Here is a 21,102-nt window from a genome sequence, read left to right as displayed (position 1 = left end):
ACATCGCTTCAGACGCCCGAGCCAACACCCATCCACCTCGACCAGGTGACGTCACCATGCGAGCACCGGTCGGAACGGTGCGCAGACGACCAGGCCCAGAGGGAACAGGAGAGGGTGGAGACGGTGACCCAGCGGAGTCAGGCGATGCGTAGGGCCGGCGGCCCGGTCATGGTGCGGACTCACGATGCTGCGCGGGCGCGCTCGTGAGGAACGTTTCGATTTCGGCGGCCAGGTGCCGCAGGTCCTCGCCGGCTGCGTGCACGGTTGTGGTCTCGAAGTGCCAGTCGTCGCGGTGCGGGCGGCCGTGGATTCCCCAGGTCAGGTGGACGTGGCCACCGGAGCGGTGCACGGCGGACACGGTCAGGTCGTGTTCGAGGGAGCGCCAAGTCCGTGCCCCCTCCCAGCCCCTGAAGTCCTCGGCCAGTGAGGAGAGAAAGATCCCGAGACCATCGCCGTCCCAGGTCCGCACCACGGTCTCGATGCTCAGCCCTTGCCCCTGTGCCTTCACGAGGAAGTCGAGCATCAAGTCATCGTCACCGTACGGGCGGGTCGGCTCGGAGAGACGGAGGTGGACCGGCCCCGGTCCGGGTTCTCCCACCCGGACCGTCGGCGCCGCGTCGGGGGCATCGTCGTCGTCGAACATCCGGACAGGCTAGAAGACCGGGCGTGATGATGCTTGCTGCTTTCGGCCGGAAAATGCGACCTGGCTCGGCTACCGGTCCGTGGGCGGACCGGAGCGGGGTGGGACGACGCCGTTCCCGGTGGTGTGCGCGCCTTCCGGACGCAAGGGCACCGGTCCGCCCGCCATGCAGGGGCAGCCGCAGGGGTCGTCGAGTCCACCCGCCCTTCAATGCCTGGGCATCGTGTGCTGGGAAAACGCAGTCGGCCCGGCCGAGTAGGGTTTCGCCAGTCGTCAGAGCGTCACCCGGGCAGTACCGAGATCCGCCTGACCCGGCACGAAGAGATTGGGCAGATCATGGCAGAGCGGGGCATCGCGGTGTTCGGCGCCGGATACATCGGCCTGGTGACCGGAGCGTGCCTCGCCGAGCTCGGCCACCGCGTGGTGGTCCGTGACATCAACCCCGAACGCGTCCGCATCCTGCGCGCCGGTGACGTCCCCATCCACGAACCCGGACTCGGCGAGATGATCGCCCGGAACAAGGAACGTCTCACGTTCACCGAGGACCTCGATCAGGCCCTCGCGGGTGCCGAAGTCGCCTACGTGTGCGTGGACACGCCGCCCTCGGCCTCAGGTGACGCCGACCTCAGCCGCGTCTGGTCCGTCATCCGCTCCCTGACCAATGCCCAGGGCCTGCGCGCCGTCGTGATGAAGTCCACCGTCCCCGTCGGCACCGGCGCCCGCGCGCGGGTCCTGCTGGACGAGCACGGCCTGTCCCACGTCGGATACGTCTCCAACCCCGAGTTCACCGCCGAGGGGCGGGCAGTCACCGACTTCATGTCCCCGGACCGGATCGTCATCGGCCAGGACGACGCCACCGCCGGCGCCCTCGTCGTCGCCCTCCACACCGGTATCGACGCCCCCGTGGCCACCATGGACGTCAAGTCGGCCGAGATGGTCAAGCTCGCGTCCAACGCGCTCCTCGCCACGAAGATCAGCTTCGCCAACGAGATCGCCACCCTCTGCGAGAACACCGGCGCCGACGTCGGCGAAGTCCTCGGGGCCGTCGGCATGGACCACCGACTCGGCGCGCACTTCCTGCGCCCGGGGATCGGCTGGGGCGGCTCCTGTTTCCCCAAGGACTCCGAGGCCCTGCGTCAGATGGCCTCAAACACGGGATTCCACCCGCAGCTCCTCACCGCCGTCATCAACGTCAACAACATCCAGAAGCGTCGCGCCGTCCAGCACCTCAAGGACGAACTCGGCGATCTCGCCGGCAAGGACATCGCCCTCCTGGGCATGGCCTTCAAGCCCGGCACCGACGACATGCGCGAAGCCCCCTCCACCGTCCTCGCCGGCCGTCTGCTCGCCGAAGGCGCACAGGTACGCTGCTGGGACCCCCTGGCCCGCCCCGCCGCCGGGGAACCCTGGGACTCGGTGACCCGCTTCGCCACCCCTCAGCAGGCCCTCGACGGCGTGGACGCGGTGGTGATCGTGACCGAATGGCCCGAACTCGCCCGGCTCGACTGGACCGAGGCTCACACCTTGATGCGCACACCGGTCATGTTCGACGGCCGCAACCTCCTCGACCCGGCCCGCCTGCGCGAAATCGGGTTCCGGTACACCTCCGTCGGTCGCCCCTGAGGATCGTGCCGAGGGCTCGTCGTCCCCGGGAGTCCTGAGCTGGGTCCGACCTGCTGGTTCACCGGGCCGCGGCGTGCATACGAGCCTTTCGGAGCCTGGAGGAGGTCGGCGCACGGCACCGAGGTGTGCGCCTACCCGAACGGCTTCACCCATCGCCGCCAGTGGTCCTCCCGGTGATACCCGGCCGCGGCCCAGGCTGCCTGCGCCTGCTTGTTCTCGACCAGCACCATCGCGTCCCCGCGTCGACCGCCCAGCTCCAGGAACCGCTGCTCGGCGGTATCGAGGAGCCTCTTGGCGATCCCTTGCCGTCGGTGGGAGGGGCGAACGGCAAGACGATAGAGCGAAGCTCTCCAACCGTCCCAGCCCGCTATCAGAGTGCCGACGAGGAGCCCGTCGGACTCAGCGAGGATCAGAGCGTCCGGATCACGTCCGATGAGCCGAGTCACCCCCGCGATGTCATCCGTGATCGACGTTCCCTCCGCCGCTTCCTCCCAGAAGGCAAGAACGTTCGCGGCATCATCCACCGTGGCGCTGCGTGTCTCGATCATGGAGCTGAGCCAAGCACAGCGGCGTACGGGACGGCGACCGCCTTTCGTGGAGCGCGACGGCGGGAGCGGGCGTGAAGCACGAGGACGCCGGTCCGGGCCTACGGTTCGTCAAGGTTCGACGTATCGGCGCGACTCGGCAGCGTCGGTGGCCTTGGTGGCCTTGGTGGCCTTGGTGGCCTTGGCGGAGCGATACGTCCGGCTGTCGCAGTTCGAGGGCAGGCGGAGCATGAAGTGGTCGGGGACCTGGGGGACGCGACGGTGTCCGGCCGGTCGCTCTTGGCCCTGCGGCCCGAGCTGAAGAAGTGTCCCACTGAGCCCCTCTTGCCCCAGTGGGACGCACTGCTGAGAGGCCCGGCTATCGCAGGCTCGAGACATCGTCTCCGAGGGAGTAGAAGAAGACGTGCTCGGGCCAGGGGTCCGCGTGCGCGGCTCCGGAAGGCGACAGCGCGGCCCCCGCGAGGGCCAGAGCAACAAGTACGCGCTTCATGATGGTCATGGCCCGCCAACGATCAAGGATGCCCGTAGACACGACGGAGCGTGCCGGAGGGGCTGACCGCGTGGTCGCCCCTGGATGCCGTCCGGGTGGAGGGGGTCGACCGCACGCTGCCGCCGGCCGAGTGCGCGGGTTGGCGGCGCTGCTGGCCAAGGCGGGGAGGCCGGCGAGGCGATCACCGTACTCCGCCGCACCTGAACAAGGAGTGGATCCTCTCCGCCCTCGTCGAGCCGGCACAGGACCAGGGTCGCGATGAACAGGTTCTGGAGCTTCTTCTGCGCCACGGGCGCCTGGAGTAACTGCGTGAGCTGAGCACCGGCACGCATGCGGGAGACACGCTCGCGTACTACGCGCGCACGGTGCGGTTCCGCCGCCGGCTCGCCCCTGGACAAGTGCGGAACGGACGCCGAGGATGATCCACCAGGACAGCCGGAATGAACGCTGTCAAATGGCTCGGAAAGGACGCCCGTTCGGGTGACCAGATGTCAAGCCGGTGGAGACGCGGGCGTTACGCCTGCAGGTCCGGTTGAGGAGAGCAGTGAGCAACAAGCATGGGTGAGACGCCTTCCCGCCGGGGAACGCTCTCAGAGCGTCTCAAGTTGCTCATGGACAACCGGCACCCGAACGGAACCGGCCCCGGCAACGCCGACGAGGTCGCCGCACGCAGCAAGGACACGGCTGCGCGAACGAATAGCCCCACCGCCGGTCATCCAACCGTCCACGACATCCGACGGGCCAAGGTCTCCAGTCCTGGCCTGGACACGCTCGAGGCTCCGGCCAACCGGTTCCAGGTCTCGGTCGGCCATCTCCTCGGCGAGACCAACACGGTTCATCCCGCGCGGCCGAACGAGCCGACCGAGCCGGCCGAGCCGACCGCTCAGCGGCCTCAGATCCTGTGGGGTACCCCTGCCGGGTTCTCTGTCGAAGACCTGACGACCCGCCTCGACCGCCCCCTCGTCGCTGCGGCCGGCATCGTCATGCCCGTAGCGGATTCGCTCACCCGCGTGGCGCAGGCTGACGGCCACTCCCCCTTGGCGGCCGCGTTCTTGTCGAACACCCGAGTCGCCGACCATGCGGTGAACGCGTGACCATCCCCATCTTCGACGACGCCCTCATGACCAACCCGCATGGCAGGTACGCCGAGCTGCGCGGCGCGGGGCCCGTCCATGAAACGATCACACCTGACGGGGAAGCCGTCTGGGTCATCACCGGCTATGCCGAAGCCCGCGCGGCACTGGCCGACCCTCGGCTCTCCCTGAACAAGGCAAACGCTCGTACCCGAGGCGCCTACCTGTCGTCCATGCCGCCCGAGCTCGACTCCCACCTGCTCAACATGGACGCGCCGGACCACACGCGCCTGCGGAAGCTGGTGTCCAAGGCGTTCACTCCCCGCCGCACGGCCAACCTTCGTCCACGCATCGAGGCGATGGCCGACGAACTACTGGACGCGGCCCCGCCGGGCCCTGAGGTCGACCTGATGACCGTACTGGCGAACCCACTCCCGATGAACGTGATCTGCGAGCTGCTCGGCATTCCGGACGGCTCCCGGCGTGATTTCCGGCGGTGGACCAACACCCTGCTCTCACCCGCTCCAGGGTCGGCCAACGACTCTCGACGGGCCATGCGCAGCATGTACCGCCACCTCCTCGACATCATTCGAGCCAAGCGCGAGGACCCCACGGACGACCTCCTCACCGCCATGATCCAGGCCCGCGACGAAGACGACGGCCTGACGGAGTCCGAGCTGGTCTCCATCACGTTCCTCATCCTCTTCGCCGGCTACGACAACGCCGTCCACCTCATCGGCAACACCATCACGGCTCTGCTTCTTCACCCCGAGCAGCTCAGTGCCGTCCGCGTCGGCGAACTCGCGATCCGTGACGTCATCGAAGAGACGCTGCGCTCGGATCCGCCATTCCCCCTGAGCGTCCGCCGATTCGCGCTGGAGGAACTCACGATCGCCGGTACTCGCGTCCCGGTCGGCGGACGGGTCTGGATTTCGATCATCTCTGCCAACAGCGACGAGGCTCAGTTCCCGACTCCTCGCCGCTTCGACCCGATGCGTGCGCCCTCCCACCTGGCCTTCGGGCACGGCATTCACCACTGCCTGGGCGCCCCGCTGGCCCGCCTCGAAGCGGAAGTGGCCGTCGAGGCCCTGCTGCGGCGCAGTCCCGAGCTACGTATGGCGGCGCCGCCCGAGGACGTTCAGTGGTGGCCCTCGTTTCACAAGCGTGGGCTTCGGTCCCTCCCCGTCTCGTGGTGACGTGCCGCTGGACGGGGCGTCAGGAGCGGCACCCGCGGCGCCCTGGCCACAATGATCGACCTCGGCGCCGACAGTCGCTGTAACCGCCCGCCCCGGCTCGCACGCCGTACGAAGTCGTCAGGATCCGGCAGAAGCCGGCGCACCGGTTCCGGGTCCGTCGTCCACCGTCGGGCGCACGGCGCACGGCGAAGCCATCGGCTGAGGGCCGCAGTCGGCCGGTCGGATCACTCCAGCGGGATGACAGGCCGAGCGAGGGTGCCGCGGGTGTGCGGGCGTTGTGCGACGAAGTCGCCCTGTTCGGGGTCGCGGTAGGAGCTCGCCCGGATCAACCACTTGGCGAACCAGGGTTCGGCGCCGCATTCGGTACCGCCGCCGTCGGCGCCGCGGACCTCGCGACGGTCAGTGGTCAGCTCCCACTTGTAGGAGTTCTGGGCCATGTGCAGCCCTGACAGCATCGGTGATGCTGCGGCCGTACGGACACCGTCGGGCATGACGAGGGTGTTGTCGTCTTCGAGCCATCGGGTCGGCATCCGGTCGCCCCACGGAAACAGGCTCCGAGCGCCGAATGCGTAGGCGTGTTCCCATTCATCGGGGGTGGGCAGGCGTCGGCCGGTCCGTGCCAACTCATCGGTGATCGCGCCATGGGTGGTGTGGGCCGCGAACCATGCCGCCGTGGGCTTGCCGTCCGGGTCGAAGCGAACTCGGCCGTGGGTGCCCGTGTCGGTTTCGGGCAGGATGAAATCTCCGATGAGTTCCTGGTGTCCAGGCTTCCACTTCTGGATGAGCGCCGTGATGATCGGGTGGTCGAGTGGGGCCTCGCTCACGCCCGCCTCGTCTGCGTGCTTCGCAGCAAGGAACGCCTTCAAGCGGGTGGTCCGGGGGCGCGAGGTGATGGCGGCGATGTGCCGGCGGATGTCGTCGACGGTGCTGTCGGTCCGGCGAGCACGAGCCTCGGCTCGGTCGTCCGACTCGAGGTCGGCATACTCGGGGAACGGGTCCAGTGCTGTGTGGCTACCGAGATGGGAAAGGACCTCATCGTCGGTCGGCGTCCAGGCTTCGGGTTCGAAGCCGAGTCGGGCATGTCCGCCGGGGACGAAGACGTACGGTCTCCCGTCGACTTCGATGATCGCGTTGTAGGCGGTTCGCCCGGCGTATTCGTGAAGGCGGACGGAAGTGACGATGCCGCCCACCGTTCGCGCGGCAGTCCTGGCGGTGGCCGCCGCTGCCCTTCGATCGAAGGTGAGCCACTCGTCGAGGGTGATATCGGCAGTTGACATGCCGCGGAGCATGCCGGAACCCACTGACAGTCGGGACGACGAGTCCTCGGTCACTCGGAACCTCGCTCGGGCGCAAGCGGTCAGGTATCCACCAACATCGGTCGCGGGGAACGTGTGCGGACGACGATGTGATGCGACCCGGCACACCCTGGACGCCACAACGGTCGTACGCGCTCGTAGCACCAGACTGCCACGTTGACTCGAACGGAAGGTCGGGAGGCGGTCCGGCGCCCGCATCCGGCCAAGGATGCTTCCCGGGCGCCGGAACCTGCCGGAACCTGCTGCCCGGCTAGTACTCCACGATCGTCACGGACTCGACACCGAAGGTGCAGGAGGACGTCCACTTCGTGTACGTGCCGTCAGTCCATCCTCCGCCGCTCACGGAATGGAGCGGGCTCCAGGCGCATTCCGCCCGAACGACCCATCGCCCCGTCCCCGAGCAGGTTCCCCAGCCCTTGTTCCCCGAGATCCCCGTGGTGCAGTTCATGTGGTACACGGGCGTGGTGGCGGCCGATGCGGCCGGGGCGGCAACGACCCCTGCCGTGACAGCCGTTACTGCGAGCGCTCCGACTGCGGGCGCCTTTCTCATCCATGATCGAAGATTCACGTCAGGTCCCTTTCTCGCGAACTGGAATTGCAAGTGACATTGCGATTAAAGGATTTGGATACGACGACGGTCACGAGTAGTTCCTACTCACCATCCATCCGGTCGGGCCCCTGATGCGCCCGCAGTCACGAAGGGCGGGCTGCGACAGGGCGACTCCTCGCCGGGCCGCCGTCGGCGGGTTCGGACGGCCGTCCCGTTTCGGTCGTCGCTCCGGTCGCGTCGACTTCGTCCGAGGTGGGCCGTGGTCAGGCCCGGCCACGCGCCAAGGGGTTATGTGATGGCTCCGGGCCATCCCGGTCTGCTTGGATGCGAGCATGACCACCGATCTGCCGGCCGGCTTCGACATATCCACCGACCCTGCCCGCCTCGACCGTGCGCTCGTCCATCAGTGGCTTTCCGAGGACTCGTACTGGGCGCAGGGGCGGTCCCGGGAGAAGCAGGAGGCGGCCATGGCCAACTCGTTGAACTTCGGGGTCTATGACCGAGCCGCCGGTGTTCAGCACGGTTACGCTCGCGTGGTCACGGACCATGCCACGTTCGCCTGGCTGTGCGATGTCTACATCGCTCGCGACAGCCGGGGGAAGGGCTTGGGGCACGCCTTGGTTGCCGCCGTTCGCGACCATCTCGCGCCCTACGAACTGCGTCGAGTGCTGCTGGCCACCGCGGACGCACACGCGGTCTACGCCAAGGTCGGCTTCGAATCCCTCACGATGCCGGCGAAGTGGATGACACTCGGCGCACAGTGAGGGCCGGGCGGGACGGGACCTGTTCCGGCCGCCCTCGTCAAGCGTCCGGCCGGTGCCGGGCGTTCGGCCCCCGTCGAGCGCCCGACGGTGCCGAGCGTCGCGCCGGTGCCGAGCGTCGCGCCGGTGCCGAGCATCCGGCCGGTAGCGAGACGAAACGTATTGCGTGACTCCGGGGCGTGCGTCATGATGGTGACGTCAGATAGCGAGACGGTCCGTCTCGTCTCTATTCGTGGGTGTGGGGAGCGGTGCCATGAATCAGCGGTTCGTCCAGGTCGACCCGACGGTGCGGTTGTGGTCCGAGGTGCGCGGCGACCCCCGGAATTCGGTCCTGCTGCTGATCATGGGGGCCGGGGCGTCCGGGCTGGCGTGGCCGGAGGAACTGGTCGACGCGTTGGCCGTGCGCCACCGCGTCATCCGCTACGACCACCGGGACACCGGCCGCTCCAGCTGGAGTTTCGACACGCACCCGTACCGCGTCGTCGACCTCGCCTCGGACGCGATCGCTGTCCTCGACGCGCACGAGGTCGAGCGGGCGCACATCGTCGGCCACTCTATGGGCGGCATGCTCGCCCAACTGCTGATCGCCGATCACCCCCAACGGCTGCTCAGCGCGACAGTGATGGGGACCGCCGCTCTCAGCAGCACCCCGCTGTCACACCCGGACGGCACCCGAACCCCCGTGGACCGGCTGCCCCCCATCGACGCCCGGTTGCTCGAAATGTGGTCCCGGCCCCACGAGGACCGCGGCCCGGAGGGCGAGCTGGACCACCGCGTGGAGCATTGGCGACTGCTCAACGGCGACCGGATCCCCTTCGACCCCGACGAGTTCCGGGCCTCGGAACGCCGCATCATCGAGCACGCCGGACGCTACGAGGCGCCCATGACCCACGGGCGCGCGGACCACTCCGGCATGGACCGCACCGAGCAACTCGCGCGTACCGAGGTACCGACCCTGGTCGTCTCCGCCACCGCCGAGCCCGTCTTCCCGCCGCCGCACGCCGACCATCTCGCCCAGGTGATCGCCGGGGCGCGGCTGGTCGAGATACCGGGCATGGGTCACGCCCTGCCCCGCGCCGTCCACGTACCCCTGGCCGCGGCCGTGCTCGACCACACCCGGGCCACGGATGCCCACGTCCGACCGGGGGCGGGGACGTAGCCCCGATCGCCCCCTCCTCCGTACGCGGGGCCCGGAACAGAACCGGTCCGCGATGTCCGGACGGGACGGCCGGACGGGACGGCCGGACGGGACAGCCCGGTGCTGCCTACGATTCCGAACGCAGTCCCAGAACACTGTGCTGGACCAGGCCGGCGGGGACGTCGCTCCTCCCCGATGCCCGGGCGGTCAACTCCACGAGCCCGGCGCGGAGCTCGGCGGCGGGCTCACCAAGGATGATCGCGCTGACGACCAGTTCCATCATCAGGCTGTCGTACTCGTCGCCCTTTCTCCGATAGCGCTCCACATCGCCTTCCACCACGGCGGAGGCGATCCTCCTCCCGCCGCCGGTCACCGGGGCGAAGGAAGCCTCGTAGACGCCACGGCCGGTCCAGCTCCGGTGCATGAAAAGGACATCGCCTTCCACGAAGGCGTTCCACTTCTGGTCCATGTCCTGGGCCGCGTATCCGCGCCGGATACGGTCCCACTGCTCGTCGGTCCAGACGCGGCCGGGAAGTTGAGCCACCTGAAGGGGCGTGCTGATCGGCTGGAGGCGCCGGAACGACTCTCGGGTGAGCGGGGCATCGGCAGTCATGGCGTGATCATATGACCGCATTGCTCGAACGCGACGGCCCACGGCCCCGATTGCCCTCTCGGCCGGCCGGGGGTCCCGGAGCCGCATCGGCCGTCGGGCCCGCACCGAGGACGGAGGACGTCCGCGGGCCGGAGTTCGGACGGGTGGGCTCAGCCCTGCCGCGTCGCCCGGGTCACGCGGGCGGCCAGGGCGGCGGCGCCGGTCCGGGTGAGGTTGCCGTGGAGGCGCAGGCGGGCCAGGCCTCCGTCGGGGTGGATGTCCAGGCGGGCGTGGGTGGCGGTGACGGGGACCGGCAGGGGGAGGCGGTGCAGGGTGTCGGGCTGGAGAGCGGTTCGTGACAGAACCTCGGTCCAGTCGGCGGCCTCGGAGGCCTCGTCGTCCTTGACCGACAGTGACACCCAACCGGCGGCGTTGCCCTTGAGGTTGGCGGTGTCGACTTCCACCGCACGGATCTCGCTCCGGGCGGCGAACCGGTACTCGATCCAGTCGTTGCCCTTGTCCCGGCGCCGCCTGGTCTCCCAACCGTCGTCCTGCTTCTGCGAGAGTCCGGGCATGATGGTGTTGCCCGGCGAGGAGTAGAAGCCGTCGGACGCGTCCGTCACACTGCCGCCGTTGGTGACGCAGGCGACGTCGAAGGTTCCGAGCAGGTCCAGCCATGCCGGGTCGGGGACGACCTCGCCGTGGACGCGGAGGCGGGCGATGCCGCCGTCGGGGTGCTGGTTGATCCGCAGGTGCGTCCAGCGGCGGTCCGAGGCGACGGGGAGGGCGTTGGCGGCGTGGCCGCGGATGGGGGTGCGGGGCACGATCACCTCCCACGCGCCGTCGTCCTCCAGGAGTTCGGTGACGGAGGGCGTGCCGGCGAACGCGGCGGCCTCGACGCCGACCTGCTGGGGGAAGTTCCCGCGGAAGTGGGCGGTGTCCACGACGATGCCGCGGACGACACCGGCCGCGCCGAGGCGGATCAGGGCCCAGTCGTGGTCGGTGTCCGTGGGGAAGGGGTGGTCGGCGTCGGCCCCGCGGCGGCGGCGGGTCTCCCAGCCGTCCATGACCTTGCCCTTGTTCCCGTAGTCGTGGACGTCGAAGGCGGCCGGCGTGCGGGAGAGGAGGTTCTCGCGGTCCGCGAAGAACTCGTCGTTGGCCGCGACGACGCCCGCTCCGAGCCGGCGGTCGGCGAGGTCGGTCAGCCGGGTGAAGGGGGCGTCGCTGCCGCGGTAGTCGGCGTACGGGTCGCCGGAGACGTAGGGGGCGGCGAATGCGGAATCGGTGGGAACGGAGTTGTCGGCGGGGGAAGGGCTCATGGGTGAGGGACGCCTCTCTGTGTTCTCCTGCTGGGGAGTTGGGGTGACACGGGCAACTTTCGCGGCCCGCGATCACTTACGTCCATCGAATGTTTTCGATCCTTCATTTCAGTGAATCCGAACGGTCTGGCTCTACGGCCCCTCGGCCGGCGGCCGCCGGGTGGCCTCCGGCGGGCGCGGACGCTCCCGGCCGGTCATACCGCCGTTCGAGCCCACCGCCGCCGTGGGGCGGCTGCCCGACGGTCGTTCATGAGCGCGTCCCCGCGCCGGCCGTAGCGCGTCGTGGTCGTCATCGTCTCCCCCGCATCGGATCGATCAGGCCTCCGGGGCCGCCGCCCCCACGGGCCCCAGTCGGAGTTGCTGCGGGGCCGACTTGAGCCGGGTCGAGAGGTCCGGGAGGAGTGGCGCGCGCCCGGCCGTGAACCAGAGCAGAACGTCCGCATCGGTCCGGATCGGCAGCGCGGGGAAGGTGTTCTCCGCGTGCTCGGAGCGGTGTACGGCCTGCGCGGGGGTTCCGGCAGCGGTCAGAGCGGGGCGCAGGCGTCGCTCGAAGTGGTCGGCGAACGCCGCGGGGTCCAGGGGGTGGCAGATGGTCGCGACGACGGGTCCCGTGGTGCTCGGTGCAGCGAGGCCCGGTCCGCGCAGCAGGAGCACATCGTCCGAGTCGATCATGGTCGCGTTGGCCCTCTCGCGGTGTGCCCGCCAGACGGAGCCGCCGTAGAAGGCGTGCAGGGCCCGCTCGCGTGTCGCCATGTCAGGGAAGCTGCGTAGCCATACGAAGCGGTCCGGGTCGTCGAGATCCCGGAACCGCCCGCCCACGGTGATGCCGACCTCCTCCTGCCCCGTGACGAATTCCCGCTCGAAGAGGTCGACCAGGGTGTCCCGGGCGCCCGGGTGGAGGGTGTACTGGCGGAGTTCGACGATGTCGTTCATGACCCGGAGGCTGTTCATGACCCGGAGGCTAGGGCCGGTCCACTGACACCTCCTGTCAGTGGACCGGCCGCTCGTGTTCGGTGTCGCTCATCGAGTCGAGGGCTTGCGCGCCACGATGGCCGCGTTCGCCCCGGCCGCTGCGAGCGGGACGGTCGTGATGTCGGTGAATCCGGCCCCGGTGAGCCAGTCGGTGTACTCGGCGTAGGTGTAGTTGTGGCCGGAGCGTGTCTCGATCAGCATGTTCAGTCCCATGAGGGCGGCCGGTGCGGGGCCCCTCTCGTCGTCGTCGAGGACGAGTTCGCAGATGATGACGGCGCCGCCCGCAGGCAGGGCCGCGTGGCATTTGGCGAGCAGGGCGCGGTTGGTGGCCTCGTCCCAGTCGTGAAGGATCATGCTCAGCAGGACCACGTCGTGGCCCTCGGGCAGGGCCGGGTCCGTGAGGAAGTCTCCGTCGTGGGTGGAGATGGCGTGGTCTAGGCCCAGTTCGGCGATCTTTTCGCGGGCCATCGCGGTGACGCGCGGCAGGTCCAGGACGGTTGCCCTCAGGTGGGGGTAGTGGCGGCAGAGGCCGGTGGGGAACGCTCCGGTGCCGCCGCCCACGTCGAGGAGCTTGCGGTGGGCCGTGAAGTCGTGGGCGGTCGCGAGGGCGTTGGCCGTGAAGGAGGAGAGCGTGAACATCGCCCCCCAGAAGTCTTCGAGGATCACGGCGTCGGTGGTGACGAAGGCGGACTGCTGGGCGTCGGAGTCCCAGGTGGTCGGACGGTTGGTGCGCAGGGCCTCCTGAAGGCGGTGCCAGGCGGGGTAGGCGTGCCGGTCGGAGTAGCGGACGAAGCCGCCGAACCAGTGCGGTCGCCCTTCGACGAGGAAGTGCTCGGCGGTTTCGCCGTTGCGGTACCGGTGGTTCTCGCGCACCAGGAGACCGAGTGACGTGCAGCTGGCCAGGAGCATCCGGGTCGGCCGGGGGTCGAGGTCGAGCGCGACGGCCAGTTCTGCGGCGGACGCCTCGCCGAGTCCGGACAACGTGGTGAACAGGCTGAGGTCGACGGCGGCGGCCAGCGCCTTGAACCGCCAGAAGCCGGTGGTGAGTTCCATCAGCGGAATGGGCGTGGGAGCGGGTACGCCCGGGGGGAGGACAGCGGCGTTCGGCGCGGCTTCCGGGACGGGGTGCACGCGGGGCACGGTCGACAACTTGGCATCCGATCTGGCCCGGGTGGGCTCGGTGGGAACAGAGGTGGGCCGGAGCACCACACTGAGCCACTTAGAGTAGTCGAACCGACTCGGATAGTAACCACTGGGGTTTTGGGAGACTGTTGTGACTCATGTTTCGAACGTCAGTGCGTCGATCGCGCTCCGGCTGCCACTCCCGGATGAACTACCCATCGGCACGGCAGCCGTCGGGCGGGCCCTGGGCGCCTTGCTGGAGCGGGCCCCCGTGGCATACGGCGCGGCGATGGCCGACGTCGTGGCCGCCCGTCAGATGCTGGCCTGGGCGACGCCGGCACCCGACGCCGACGCGCAGGCCCTCTTCGAGCCGCCGGCCGGCAGCCGGATCCACGACCGGCACTTCGAGGTGGAGCGGGTACGGGGCGACAGCGCAGCCCTCCTTGCCGAAGCCGTGCTGGTCAGCGACCTGCTCGTGAGCGAGGACCTGGCGGAGAGCGGGACCACGCTCGACGAGGACCCGGGCGGAGCGTTGCTGGGCGTCACGGCGTTCCTCACCGGGGGCCTGTCGGTACCCGTCAAGCACCGGGAGTGGGCCCCGGTCGACCCCTCGGCAGCAGCGCATCAGCGCTGGCTGATCGGACATCAGCGATTCTTCGTCATGCTCCAGCTGCTCGCCTCGGCCCTGTCGGGGGTGGACCGGGCGGCCGGATCCGTGCGGGAGGAGGAGGCGGTGCGCGAGTTCACCTGGCTGTGCGGCAGCGCCACGGCTTCGATGAGGTACGCCGCCGACTTCCCCCCGCACGGCTACGGCGGCGTACGGGACACCATGGTGCCGCCCGCGGTGAACGCCGGGTTCAGCGGCCTGCAGACCCGGGACCACCAGCAACTCGTGGCCGTCATGCGCATGTTGAAGCGTGACGGTGGGCTGGAGCGCCTGGCTCCGGGATCGGCCGGCGCCGTGCACGCGGGCGTGAGCCGGCTCTACGACGCGCACGTGTGGGTCTGCGACCGGTTCGGCGGCGCCACCGAGCCCAGTCTCCTGATGGCCCAGACCCGCCAGGGCGCCGACCGACCCGCCTCCGCACGGGATTCCGAGACCGCCCCTTCCGACGCACGGACGTCCGGGGCGCCGACGGCGGCCGGAACCGCGGAGAGTGGCGTCACGGCGGCCCGCAAGCTCGCCGATCAGCGGCTGCGGCAACTCACGCCCGAGGCGGGCCTCCCCGAGCACTGAGGGGTTCCGACCCGCACGGCGGCGGCCGGGCAGGGTCCCTGCTGCCTGCTCCCTGCTGCCGGGCTCCCTGTCGAACCGTCGAACCGTCAAACGAACCGTCGAACCGTCGACTCAAGCTCCCGTCCCGCTCAGTTCACCGTCCCCTCCCCTCCCCCGGTCCCACAGCCCGTCGGTACGGTCGGGAGCGGCGGGCATCGTCCGTCACGCAGTCTGGAGACCACAGGTGTCCCTCCCCGAGTCCCGTCCCGGCCTCCGCACCGCGAACGTGCCTGATCCGGCGCCCGCGCAGGACGCGCTCCACACACCGCCGGCGGGACCGAACGCCTCGCTCGCGTGTGCTTCCTGCGGGTCCGGAGGTGGGGGCCCGCAGCCGGCCCGGCCCGAGCGGCTCGGTCCGGAAGCGGGGCGGTTCCGAGCGCGGCGGGTGGCCGGGGTGCTGCGGCCCACGTCCGTGGCAGAGGTCGTCGCGGCGGTGCGGGCAGCCGCGGCGGACGGAGCGGCTCTGCACCCCGTCGCCACCGGCCGCAATTGGGGCCTCGGCTCCCGCAGCCCCGTCCGCGACGGCGCGACCGTACTCGACCTGTCCGCACTGGACCGGATCCGCGAGGTCGATGTCCGGCGCGGGTACGCGATCGTCGAGCCCGGGGTCACCCAGGGCCGGCTTGCCACCCGCCTCACCGGGACTCCCCGCATCGTCAACCTCACCGGCGCGTCCCAGAACGCCGGGGTCGTCGGCAGCCTGCTGGAGCGCGGTGTCGGTCTGCAACGGGGCCGGACGGAAGACCTGGCCGGGCTCGAACTCGTCCTCGCCGACGGCCGGACGGCCCGTACCGGCTGGTGGCCGGGGACGGGTCGCACAGCAGTGCGCCCACACGGGCGAGGGCCCTCCCTGAACCACCTCTTCACGCAGTCCGGTTGGGCAGCCGTCACGGCCGCGACCGTCCGGCTCCTGCCCCGCCCGGACAGCGTCCGGGTACTGCCGGTGCTCCTGGACGAAGGGCAGTTGGAGCGCGGCGTGGAGAGCCTGCGCGGATGGACCGAGCAGGGCTTGATCCCGCCGACCACGAAGATCTACGACCCGGTGGCCGCACGGACGTACGGCACTCCGGGCCGCCACCTGGCCCACATCGGCCTCGCGGGAGACGCGGATCTGGTGCGGGCGACGACGGAGATCGTCTCGGGACGGCTGCGGGACACCGACTGCGGCCTCGGTCCCGGCCCCGCGCACGCGGCCGACCCATGGGTGCAACACGCCTACGCGGGCGGGGCCGACCCGAACGACACGCTCTTCCTGCGCAAGACCGGGCACTGCGCGCGCTGCCTGGACCAGGCGCGTGGACTGCTGTTGTTCCTGCCGATCGTTCCGTTCGAGGGCGAGGCGGTACGGCGGGCGGCCGCGTTGACCCGGAGCTGCCTGGTCGGACGTACGGCAGCGCCGGGAATCACCATGAACGTGCTCGATTCCGAGGCCCTCGACCACGTCGTCACCCTCGGGTTCCCGCCCGAGGACGCGGAGGCGGTTCGAGACGCTCACCGCACCCTCGACCGACTGCACGAATCCTTCGCGCGCGAAGGGTTCGGCGTCTACCGCACCGACATCGACCACCCCATGACGCCAACCGGACCGGGACCGGACACCGCCGTGCGCGACCTGCTCGGACGGGCCCTGGACCCGCACGGGATCTTCGCCCCCGGTCGCCACTGACACCACCGACATCACTGGCACCACGGGTACTACTGGCCATCACTGGTAGCGCCGACAATCGGACCGCACCCGCGCAAGGCGGGGGCGCGGCCCTGGCCGGACCGGGGTCCGGCCTTCCGTCCGCCCTTCCGCCCTTCCCCTCTTCCGCTCTTCCGCCCTTCCGCTCGCCGTTGGCTGCTCGACACGGCCGGGTCATCGTCCGACCGGGAGCAGCCTCGGCCGGCCGGCCACGGCGGCGTGGCCGGAAGCGACCGCGGCGGGTGAGGGGTGCCGTCCGGTCCGGGCGGCCCGTCGGGCGCCCGGCCAGAGGAAGTGGCCCATCAGCAGCGCGAGGGAGCAGCCGATCAGGCTGTCCCACATGAGCTGTCCCACCAGCTCTCCGCCTTCGAGGTTGCTCAAGTCCGACAGCAGGAGGATGACGGGGGTGATGGCCGCGGTCTGGAAACCGTAGCCGCGGCGGGACAGGGCGGGGAGCAGTGCGCCCAGCAGCATCAGTACGGGCACGTCCCACCAGCCTCGCGGGACGGCCGTGAACACCGCGATGCCGGTCAGTAGTCCCGCGGCCGTGCCCGCTGCCCGCAGCAGGGCACGCGAGAGGATCGATCCGAGGTCCGGCTTGAGAACGAAGACCACGGTGACGGGCACCCAGTAGACCCGTTCGTAGGGCAGCAGTGTGGCCAGGAGCTCCGCGCACCCCACGCAGAGGGCGAGCCGGAGACCGTAGCTCCACGGGGTGGGTGAGGAGAGGTGGGCGCCGAATCGGCGGGCCGGTGTTTCGCCTGCGGCTGCCGTCCGCAGGGCGGGTTGGGTCGACACCGGTCCAACCGACGCCGGTCCAATCGATGCCGGTCCAATCGATGCAGGTACATCGGTGCGGAACCGGCGGGGCGATGGTCCTGGAAGCCGGGTGGGTGCGCAGAGGAGCAGGGCCAGTACCAGGACGCCACCGCTTGCCACGAGGAGCGGCGGGATCCACCAGGGCGTGGTGGAGGGTGGCACTCCGGCCGCCAGGACCGCGTTCAGCAGGAACATCAGCCCTGCCAGGGAGGCCGCGCGTCCAAGCGCCGACAGTACCCCCGAGAGCAGTGCCAACGTCGTCAGTACCGCGAACGCCGTCCAGCCGCGACCGTCGACGAGGCCGCCGAGGGTGGCTCCCGCAGCGCCGAACAGCAGGCAACCGGTGACCGTACGTAGCCGTTTCCGGCGGTCGGGAGCCGTGGCGGCGAGTACGCCGAGGAGTCCGCCCAGGGAGGCGAGCGCACCGTACCCGGGTTGGTGAAGCGCGAGTCCGACGGCGAGGGGCACGGCAAGGGCGAGGGCTGCCCGGACGCCGGCGGCCCCGGGGGCGGGCGGACACGCAGGATGTGTCGTGGGGCGAGGGCCGGGGCGGTCCATACGGAGTCCTTCGCGGGCGTACAGGTCACGCGGTCGCCACCAGCACACCAGCGATCCACCGCTCCGCGTGTCCTGCCTTCGGACCATCCCCCGGAGGATCCTCCCTCCCGAAGCGCGACCCCGAAGCGAGGCTCCGAAGCGCGTACGTGTGCGTGGCTCACGATCGGAGCCGACGCCCGAGCTCCAGGGCAGGGTCGGGCCGGCGATGACGGCGTTCCTGCCGCGCTCCGGTCCCTGCGGTAACAGTGCGGGGGCAGGGAAGGTCGTCCGGGCGGGCGGCGCCGGCGAAACGCTGGACGTTGTGCCAGGTCATGCCGAGCTGTGGCCATCGCGGAAGCGCGGTCAGAACCCCCTGATGGGCGCCGCTGGACGACTACGGCGCGTAGCGCTGTCGACGCCGGTACCGAGTGAGCCGGTCACCAGCGGGCGCGCAGTACACCGTCGCTGTCCGGTAGGGCAGCACAGGCCAGGGGGTGGCGTTCGTCGACGTACGGGGACAGGGCGCAGGCTGCCTTCGCATCGGCCACGAGGAACGCGAGTTCCTCGTGGTCGGAGCTGTCGGCGGACACGTGGGTGATCTTTCCGTCCTGTGTCTCCCAGACGAACTCCACGGACCCGTCCTCAGGCAGCGCGGCGAGGACCGCGTCGACGTCGGGATTCAGGTCCGGCCAGACGGTCAGCAGAGCGCGTGGGGTGAGACCGGCGCGCACCGCGTCGAGGTTCGCCTCCGTGAGGCGGTACCAGCGGGTGGCGTTGCGAACGTGGTTCTCCTCCAGGAGCACCGCCGGCGCCGACGCCGACATGGTGCGAAGGCGCGTCCAGAAGTCGGCGTCGGCGGCCGCTGTCACCTCGCGTTCCTCAAGATCCGCCGTATGGGGCGAGGCCGTTACCGGTTCCGGGAAGAGACCGAGCGCCCGTGTTCGGGCCACGGCATCCGGGCACGGCCCATCGCTGCCCACGTGCACGTACAGGTCCCACCCCACGTGCACGGCGAATCTGTTCTCGGCCTCCAGTCCGCACCAGGCCCCTTGGCCGCGGAGCATGATCCGCACCAGTTCCAGCGCCACCGGGAGGGAAACCTTCGCCCCGTCGTGGAAGCCGGTGAGATCGGGGGGAAAGAGCCCTCCGAGGCCGTGCCCGGCAACCAGCGGCTCCCCACCGAAATGGACGGCCCCCGCGACGCCGGGTTCCCGGATCTCCAACCGGTCGACGTCACAGGCTTTCGCGAAGGCGGCGATCGCTTCGAGGTATGCCGCCTCCACCGGCCCGTGATCACTTTCCGTGCCCTCGACCCCGACGTAATGGCCGTGCTCGTCCCGGTCGGCGGGGTCGTACTTGGTTATCCGGTGAACGAAGGCAGTCGGCACGCTGCTCCCTGGTCTGACGAAGGGCCGCGGGCGTAGTCGGCGGACCCGTCTCCGAAACTCTCGGAGGTCAAGGATCCACCCTCTTGCGGGCGCACACGTCTCCGGCCGGACTGGGGAGGCACTGGAGCAGCACCGGGTCTGCGCTCATATCCTGAGCCGATGTACGAGAACTCCGCCGCTCGGGCGGCCGCCCGCTGGCCGCTCGCCGCGTCCGCGGAGACCGACTGGCTGAGGGAACTGGTGGCCGAGGACGGGCTCACCGGGTTCATGCCGCCGGCGCTGCCCGACGCGGCCTGGGTGCTCCATGCCATGTACGAACACGAACTCGGGCCCTTCGACATGTCGTACGTCGAGTACCAACGGGCCTTCCTGAACAGTTGCGGCAACAGTGCCGGCGCCGGCGCCGCGATCATCCCGGGGCTCGACCCCGCGGACGTGTTCACCGACCCCTCGGACCCCTTCGCCAAGTCCACGGGCGAGCACCCCGGACCACGCCATCGCCGCCTGCGCTGGGCGGAGCTCGCCCGGCGGACCGGAGATCCCGTTGTCGCCGAGGGGCGACTGCCCGGCCCCACCTCCTTCCCCTCGCTCCGCGAGTCGGGCGGGTGGCCGGTCGGCATCACGAGTCCGTCCGAGGGCAGCCTGGACCGCTCCGACTGGAACCGGCTGGTCGAGATCCTCATCGAACACAGCCCGCAGGGCGCCGGCAGCCGCTGCCTCGCCTACTACACCCCGCTGGGGCAAGGGGCCGAGGACTTCGACAACCTGCACGTCCGCGCAGGCCGGCTCGCAGACGCGAAGGTCCTGTACGACCACCCCGAAGAAGACGCGTGGACCCCCTCCAACCTCTGGGCCGACGACCGGTCCTGGGTCCTGTGCACGGACTACGACCTGCGGGCCACCAAGGTCGCCGGCCCGGCCCCGCTCGTCGAGGCTCTGCTCACCGACTCGGAGATCGAGGCCGTACGACTGCCCTGGGCCTCCTGATCCGACCGCCCGACCTGCGGCCGATCCAGCGTCTGGCAGTTCCCCACCAGGTGGTCGCGCCCCCTCACGGGGACACTCGCCACCCCCGGCCGCCATCTGACGGAAGGTCACATGTTGGCGAAATGGGTGACCTTCGTCGATCCGCTGCAAGGGAGGCACCGACCGGTCCACCAACCGTTGCACGCAGAATCAGCGCGAGCGCTCACCACATGCCGGTGGGCGGTCACCGCCCGCGGACCTGCTGTACGTTCCATCGCCGTGCCGACCACGACCGAGCCCCATCACCCTCTTCACCGAGCCCATCACTCTTCCTGGAGAACCCGTCATGCAGTTTCGTCCGTTCTGCATCACCTTCCTCGCCGCCTCCGCGGTCGTGCTGACCGGCGCGTGCGGCAGCGCGGAAAGCACCACACCCCGCGCCGCCAAGCCGTCGGCGAGCACGCCCTCAACTCCCCCTGAGGCCAAGCCCATGAGCGAGGAGCAGTTGTCCACACTCCTTGTGGCCGGACAGGACCTGCCCGGCCACAAGGTCGAGGAGGCGATGCAGGGAGGACTCGTATCCGCCGACCGGCCGGAGTGTCGGGACCTGGCCACCCTCCTCCTGGGCGGCGCGATGACCGGCACCGGGGGTCAAGTGCACACCCAAGCGGTGAAGGGCGGAACCGTCACCAAGGTGTCCCTGCATTCTTGGTTCGGCACCAAGGCCGGCACGATCCTCGCCGACGTCAAGGCCGGCGGGGCCAAATGCGGCAGCGGATTCAACGCGCTCGGGGGCACCGGCACCATAAGGATCACCAAGGTGGTGGCCGACAGCACCACCAGGGTCGGCGACGAGAGCGTGGCCATCACCGCCGAGCAGCAGTCGGACGGGAAGAAGTCGGTCATCGAGGCGGTCATGGTGCGCAAGGGCACCACCATCGCGAGCTTCACGGCACACAACGCATCCGCAGCGACCGAGAAGCCGGCCGTGGTCGTCACAGCACAGATGAGCAAGCTCAACTCGTGACGTCGCACGACGAACGGAGCAACGGCCGATCGACATGGCGAACCCGCGGACCCGCGAACCCGCCCCGC

At 70.1% G+C, this 21,102-nt stretch carries 19 protein-coding genes; 9 read left to right on the top strand and 10 right to left on the bottom strand.

What is annotated here, in order from left to right; translation table 11 throughout:
- Positions 1 to 166: 166 nt before the first annotated feature.
- The gene (locus ACFVS6_RS05755; protein ID WP_389700959.1) at positions 167 to 643 is read right to left on the bottom strand and encodes a DUF6228 family protein; all 477 of its coding nucleotides are present in this window, start codon (positions 641 to 643) and stop codon (positions 167 to 169) included.
- 333 nt (positions 644 to 976) lie between these two features.
- Here ACFVS6_RS05755 and ACFVS6_RS05750 point away from each other — a divergent pair, with 333 nt between their 5' ends.
- Positions 977 to 2,263: a UDP-glucose dehydrogenase family protein gene (locus ACFVS6_RS05750; protein WP_389700957.1), complete on the top strand. Its 1,287-nt coding sequence runs from the start codon at positions 977 to 979 to the stop codon at positions 2,261 to 2,263.
- 131 nt (positions 2,264 to 2,394) lie between these two features.
- Here the strand turns inward: ACFVS6_RS05750 and ACFVS6_RS05745 are convergent, their stop codons facing one another.
- Together ACFVS6_RS05745 and ACFVS6_RS05740 are read right to left on the bottom strand one after the other, a co-directional pair.
- Positions 2,395 to 2,811, bottom strand: a complete 417-nt coding sequence (locus tag ACFVS6_RS05745; protein ID WP_389700955.1) for a GNAT family N-acetyltransferase — start codon at positions 2,809 to 2,811, stop codon at positions 2,395 to 2,397.
- A gap of 355 nt (positions 2,812 to 3,166) precedes the next feature.
- A complete protein-coding gene (locus ACFVS6_RS05740; RefSeq protein WP_389700953.1) occupies positions 3,167 to 3,307 on the bottom strand; it encodes a hypothetical protein in 141 nt (46 codons plus the stop codon).
- A 602-nt stretch (positions 3,308 to 3,909) separates the two neighbouring features.
- Here ACFVS6_RS05740 and ACFVS6_RS05735 point away from each other — a divergent pair.
- Both ACFVS6_RS05735 and ACFVS6_RS05730 read left to right on the top strand, forming a co-directional pair.
- Positions 3,910 to 4,392: a hypothetical protein gene (locus ACFVS6_RS05735; RefSeq protein WP_389700951.1), complete on the top strand. Its 483-nt coding sequence runs from the start codon at positions 3,910 to 3,912 to the stop codon at positions 4,390 to 4,392.
- On the top strand, positions 4,389 to 5,567 hold the full coding sequence (locus ACFVS6_RS05730) for a cytochrome P450 (protein ID WP_389700949.1): 1,179 nt from the start codon (positions 4,389 to 4,391) through the stop codon (positions 5,565 to 5,567). The genes ACFVS6_RS05735 and ACFVS6_RS05730 overlap by 4 nt, the downstream gene beginning before the upstream one ends.
- A gap of 224 nt (positions 5,568 to 5,791) precedes the next feature.
- Here ACFVS6_RS05730 and ACFVS6_RS05725 read toward each other — a convergent pair whose 3' ends face one another.
- Entirely contained in the window at positions 5,792 to 6,898 is a 1,107-nt protein-coding gene (locus tag ACFVS6_RS05725; protein ID WP_389700947.1) for a hypothetical protein, read from the bottom strand.
- 867 nt (positions 6,899 to 7,765) lie between these two features.
- Between ACFVS6_RS05725 and ACFVS6_RS05720 the strand changes: the two genes are divergently transcribed.
- Positions 7,766 to 8,197, top strand: a complete 432-nt coding sequence (locus tag ACFVS6_RS05720; protein ID WP_389700945.1) for a GNAT family N-acetyltransferase — start codon at positions 7,766 to 7,768, stop codon at positions 8,195 to 8,197.
- A gap of 250 nt (positions 8,198 to 8,447) precedes the next feature.
- Complete coding sequence (locus ACFVS6_RS05715) at positions 8,448 to 9,353, top strand: alpha/beta fold hydrolase (protein WP_389700943.1); 906 nt, start codon at positions 8,448 to 8,450, stop codon at positions 9,351 to 9,353.
- A 106-nt stretch (positions 9,354 to 9,459) separates the two neighbouring features.
- On the opposite strand, the gene ACFVS6_RS05710 is transcribed toward ACFVS6_RS05715, so the two are convergent.
- From ACFVS6_RS05710 to ACFVS6_RS05695, 4 genes are all read right to left on the bottom strand, one after another.
- Positions 9,460 to 9,945: a hypothetical protein gene (locus ACFVS6_RS05710; protein WP_389700941.1), complete on the bottom strand. Its 486-nt coding sequence runs from the start codon at positions 9,943 to 9,945 to the stop codon at positions 9,460 to 9,462.
- A gap of 149 nt (positions 9,946 to 10,094) precedes the next feature.
- Positions 10,095 to 11,243 carry an allantoicase gene (gene alc / locus ACFVS6_RS05705; RefSeq protein ID WP_389700939.1) on the bottom strand — a complete coding sequence of 383 codons (1,149 nt, stop codon included), beginning with the start codon at positions 11,241 to 11,243 and terminating at the stop codon, positions 10,095 to 10,097.
- Positions 11,244 to 11,558: 315 nt separating this feature from the next.
- Complete coding sequence (locus ACFVS6_RS05700; RefSeq protein WP_389700937.1) at positions 11,559 to 12,194, bottom strand: NIPSNAP family protein; 636 nt, start codon at positions 12,192 to 12,194, stop codon at positions 11,559 to 11,561.
- A gap of 69 nt (positions 12,195 to 12,263) precedes the next feature.
- Complete coding sequence (locus tag ACFVS6_RS05695; RefSeq protein ID WP_389700935.1) at positions 12,264 to 13,268, bottom strand: methyltransferase; 1,005 nt, start codon at positions 13,266 to 13,268, stop codon at positions 12,264 to 12,266.
- Between the two features lie 220 nt (positions 13,269 to 13,488).
- Between ACFVS6_RS05695 and ACFVS6_RS05690 the strand changes: the two genes are divergently transcribed.
- On the top strand, positions 13,489 to 14,574 hold the full coding sequence (locus ACFVS6_RS05690; protein ID WP_389700933.1) for a hypothetical protein: 1,086 nt from the start codon (positions 13,489 to 13,491) through the stop codon (positions 14,572 to 14,574).
- A 433-nt stretch (positions 14,575 to 15,007) separates the two neighbouring features.
- Positions 15,008 to 16,279, top strand: a complete 1,272-nt coding sequence (locus tag ACFVS6_RS05685; RefSeq protein WP_389700931.1) for an FAD-binding oxidoreductase — start codon at positions 15,008 to 15,010, stop codon at positions 16,277 to 16,279.
- A gap of 192 nt (positions 16,280 to 16,471) precedes the next feature.
- On the opposite strand, the gene ACFVS6_RS05680 is transcribed toward ACFVS6_RS05685, so the two are convergent.
- Together ACFVS6_RS05680 and ACFVS6_RS05675 are read right to left on the bottom strand one after the other, a co-directional pair.
- A complete protein-coding gene (locus ACFVS6_RS05680) occupies positions 16,472 to 17,584 on the bottom strand; it encodes an FUSC family protein (RefSeq protein WP_389700929.1) in 1,113 nt (370 codons plus the stop codon).
- A gap of 506 nt (positions 17,585 to 18,090) precedes the next feature.
- Positions 18,091 to 19,041, bottom strand: a complete 951-nt coding sequence (locus ACFVS6_RS05675) for an RNA-binding protein (protein WP_389700928.1) — start codon at positions 19,039 to 19,041, stop codon at positions 18,091 to 18,093.
- Between the two features lie 159 nt (positions 19,042 to 19,200).
- Here ACFVS6_RS05675 and ACFVS6_RS05670 point away from each other — a divergent pair, with 159 nt between their 5' ends.
- Both ACFVS6_RS05670 and ACFVS6_RS05665 read left to right on the top strand, forming a co-directional pair.
- Complete coding sequence (locus ACFVS6_RS05670) at positions 19,201 to 20,028, top strand: hypothetical protein (protein ID WP_389700926.1); 828 nt, start codon at positions 19,201 to 19,203, stop codon at positions 20,026 to 20,028.
- Positions 20,029 to 20,353: 325 nt separating this feature from the next.
- A complete protein-coding gene (locus ACFVS6_RS05665; protein ID WP_389700924.1) occupies positions 20,354 to 21,034 on the top strand; it encodes a hypothetical protein in 681 nt (226 codons plus the stop codon).
- Positions 21,035 to 21,102: the final 68 nt, after the last annotated feature.

It is taken from the genome of Streptomyces sp. NPDC057939 (assembly GCF_042887545.1).
GTDB lineage: Bacteria > Actinomycetota > Actinomycetes > Streptomycetales > Streptomycetaceae > Streptomyces.
This window is presented reverse-complemented; position numbering and strand designations above follow the sequence as displayed.

What these genes read in the sequence shown, in the direction of transcription:
- ACFVS6_RS05755 (WP_389700959.1), bottom strand. Translation starts at nt 643, where the DNA reads ATGTTCGACGACGACGATGCCCCCGACGCGGCGCCGACGGTCCGGGTG.
- ACFVS6_RS05710 (WP_389700941.1), bottom strand. Translation starts at nt 9,945, where the DNA reads ATGACTGCCGATGCCCCGCTCACCCGAGAGTCGTTCCGGCGCCTCCAG.
- ACFVS6_RS05670 (WP_389700926.1), top strand. Translation starts at nt 19,201, where the DNA reads ATGTACGAGAACTCCGCCGCTCGGGCGGCCGCCCGCTGGCCGCTCGCC.
- ACFVS6_RS05735 (WP_389700951.1), top strand. Translation starts at nt 3,910, where the DNA reads ATGGACAACCGGCACCCGAACGGAACCGGCCCCGGCAACGCCGACGAG.
- ACFVS6_RS05665 (WP_389700924.1), top strand. Translation starts at nt 20,354, where the DNA reads ATGCAGTTTCGTCCGTTCTGCATCACCTTCCTCGCCGCCTCCGCGGTC.
- ACFVS6_RS05715 (WP_389700943.1), top strand. Translation starts at nt 8,448, where the DNA reads ATGAATCAGCGGTTCGTCCAGGTCGACCCGACGGTGCGGTTGTGGTCC.
- ACFVS6_RS05700 (WP_389700937.1), bottom strand. Translation starts at nt 12,194, where the DNA reads ATGAACAGCCTCCGGGTCATGAACGACATCGTCGAACTCCGCCAGTAC.
- alc (WP_389700939.1), bottom strand. Translation starts at nt 11,243, where the DNA reads ATGAGCCCTTCCCCCGCCGACAACTCCGTTCCCACCGATTCCGCATTC.
- ACFVS6_RS05750 (WP_389700957.1), top strand. Translation starts at nt 977, where the DNA reads ATGGCAGAGCGGGGCATCGCGGTGTTCGGCGCCGGATACATCGGCCTG.
- ACFVS6_RS05740 (WP_389700953.1), bottom strand. Translation starts at nt 3,307, where the DNA reads ATGACCATCATGAAGCGCGTACTTGTTGCTCTGGCCCTCGCGGGGGCC.
- ACFVS6_RS05695 (WP_389700935.1), bottom strand. Translation starts at nt 13,268, where the DNA reads ATGGAACTCACCACCGGCTTCTGGCGGTTCAAGGCGCTGGCCGCCGCC.
- ACFVS6_RS05745 (WP_389700955.1), bottom strand. Translation starts at nt 2,811, where the DNA reads ATGATCGAGACACGCAGCGCCACGGTGGATGATGCCGCGAACGTTCTT.
- ACFVS6_RS05720 (WP_389700945.1), top strand. Translation starts at nt 7,766, where the DNA reads ATGACCACCGATCTGCCGGCCGGCTTCGACATATCCACCGACCCTGCC.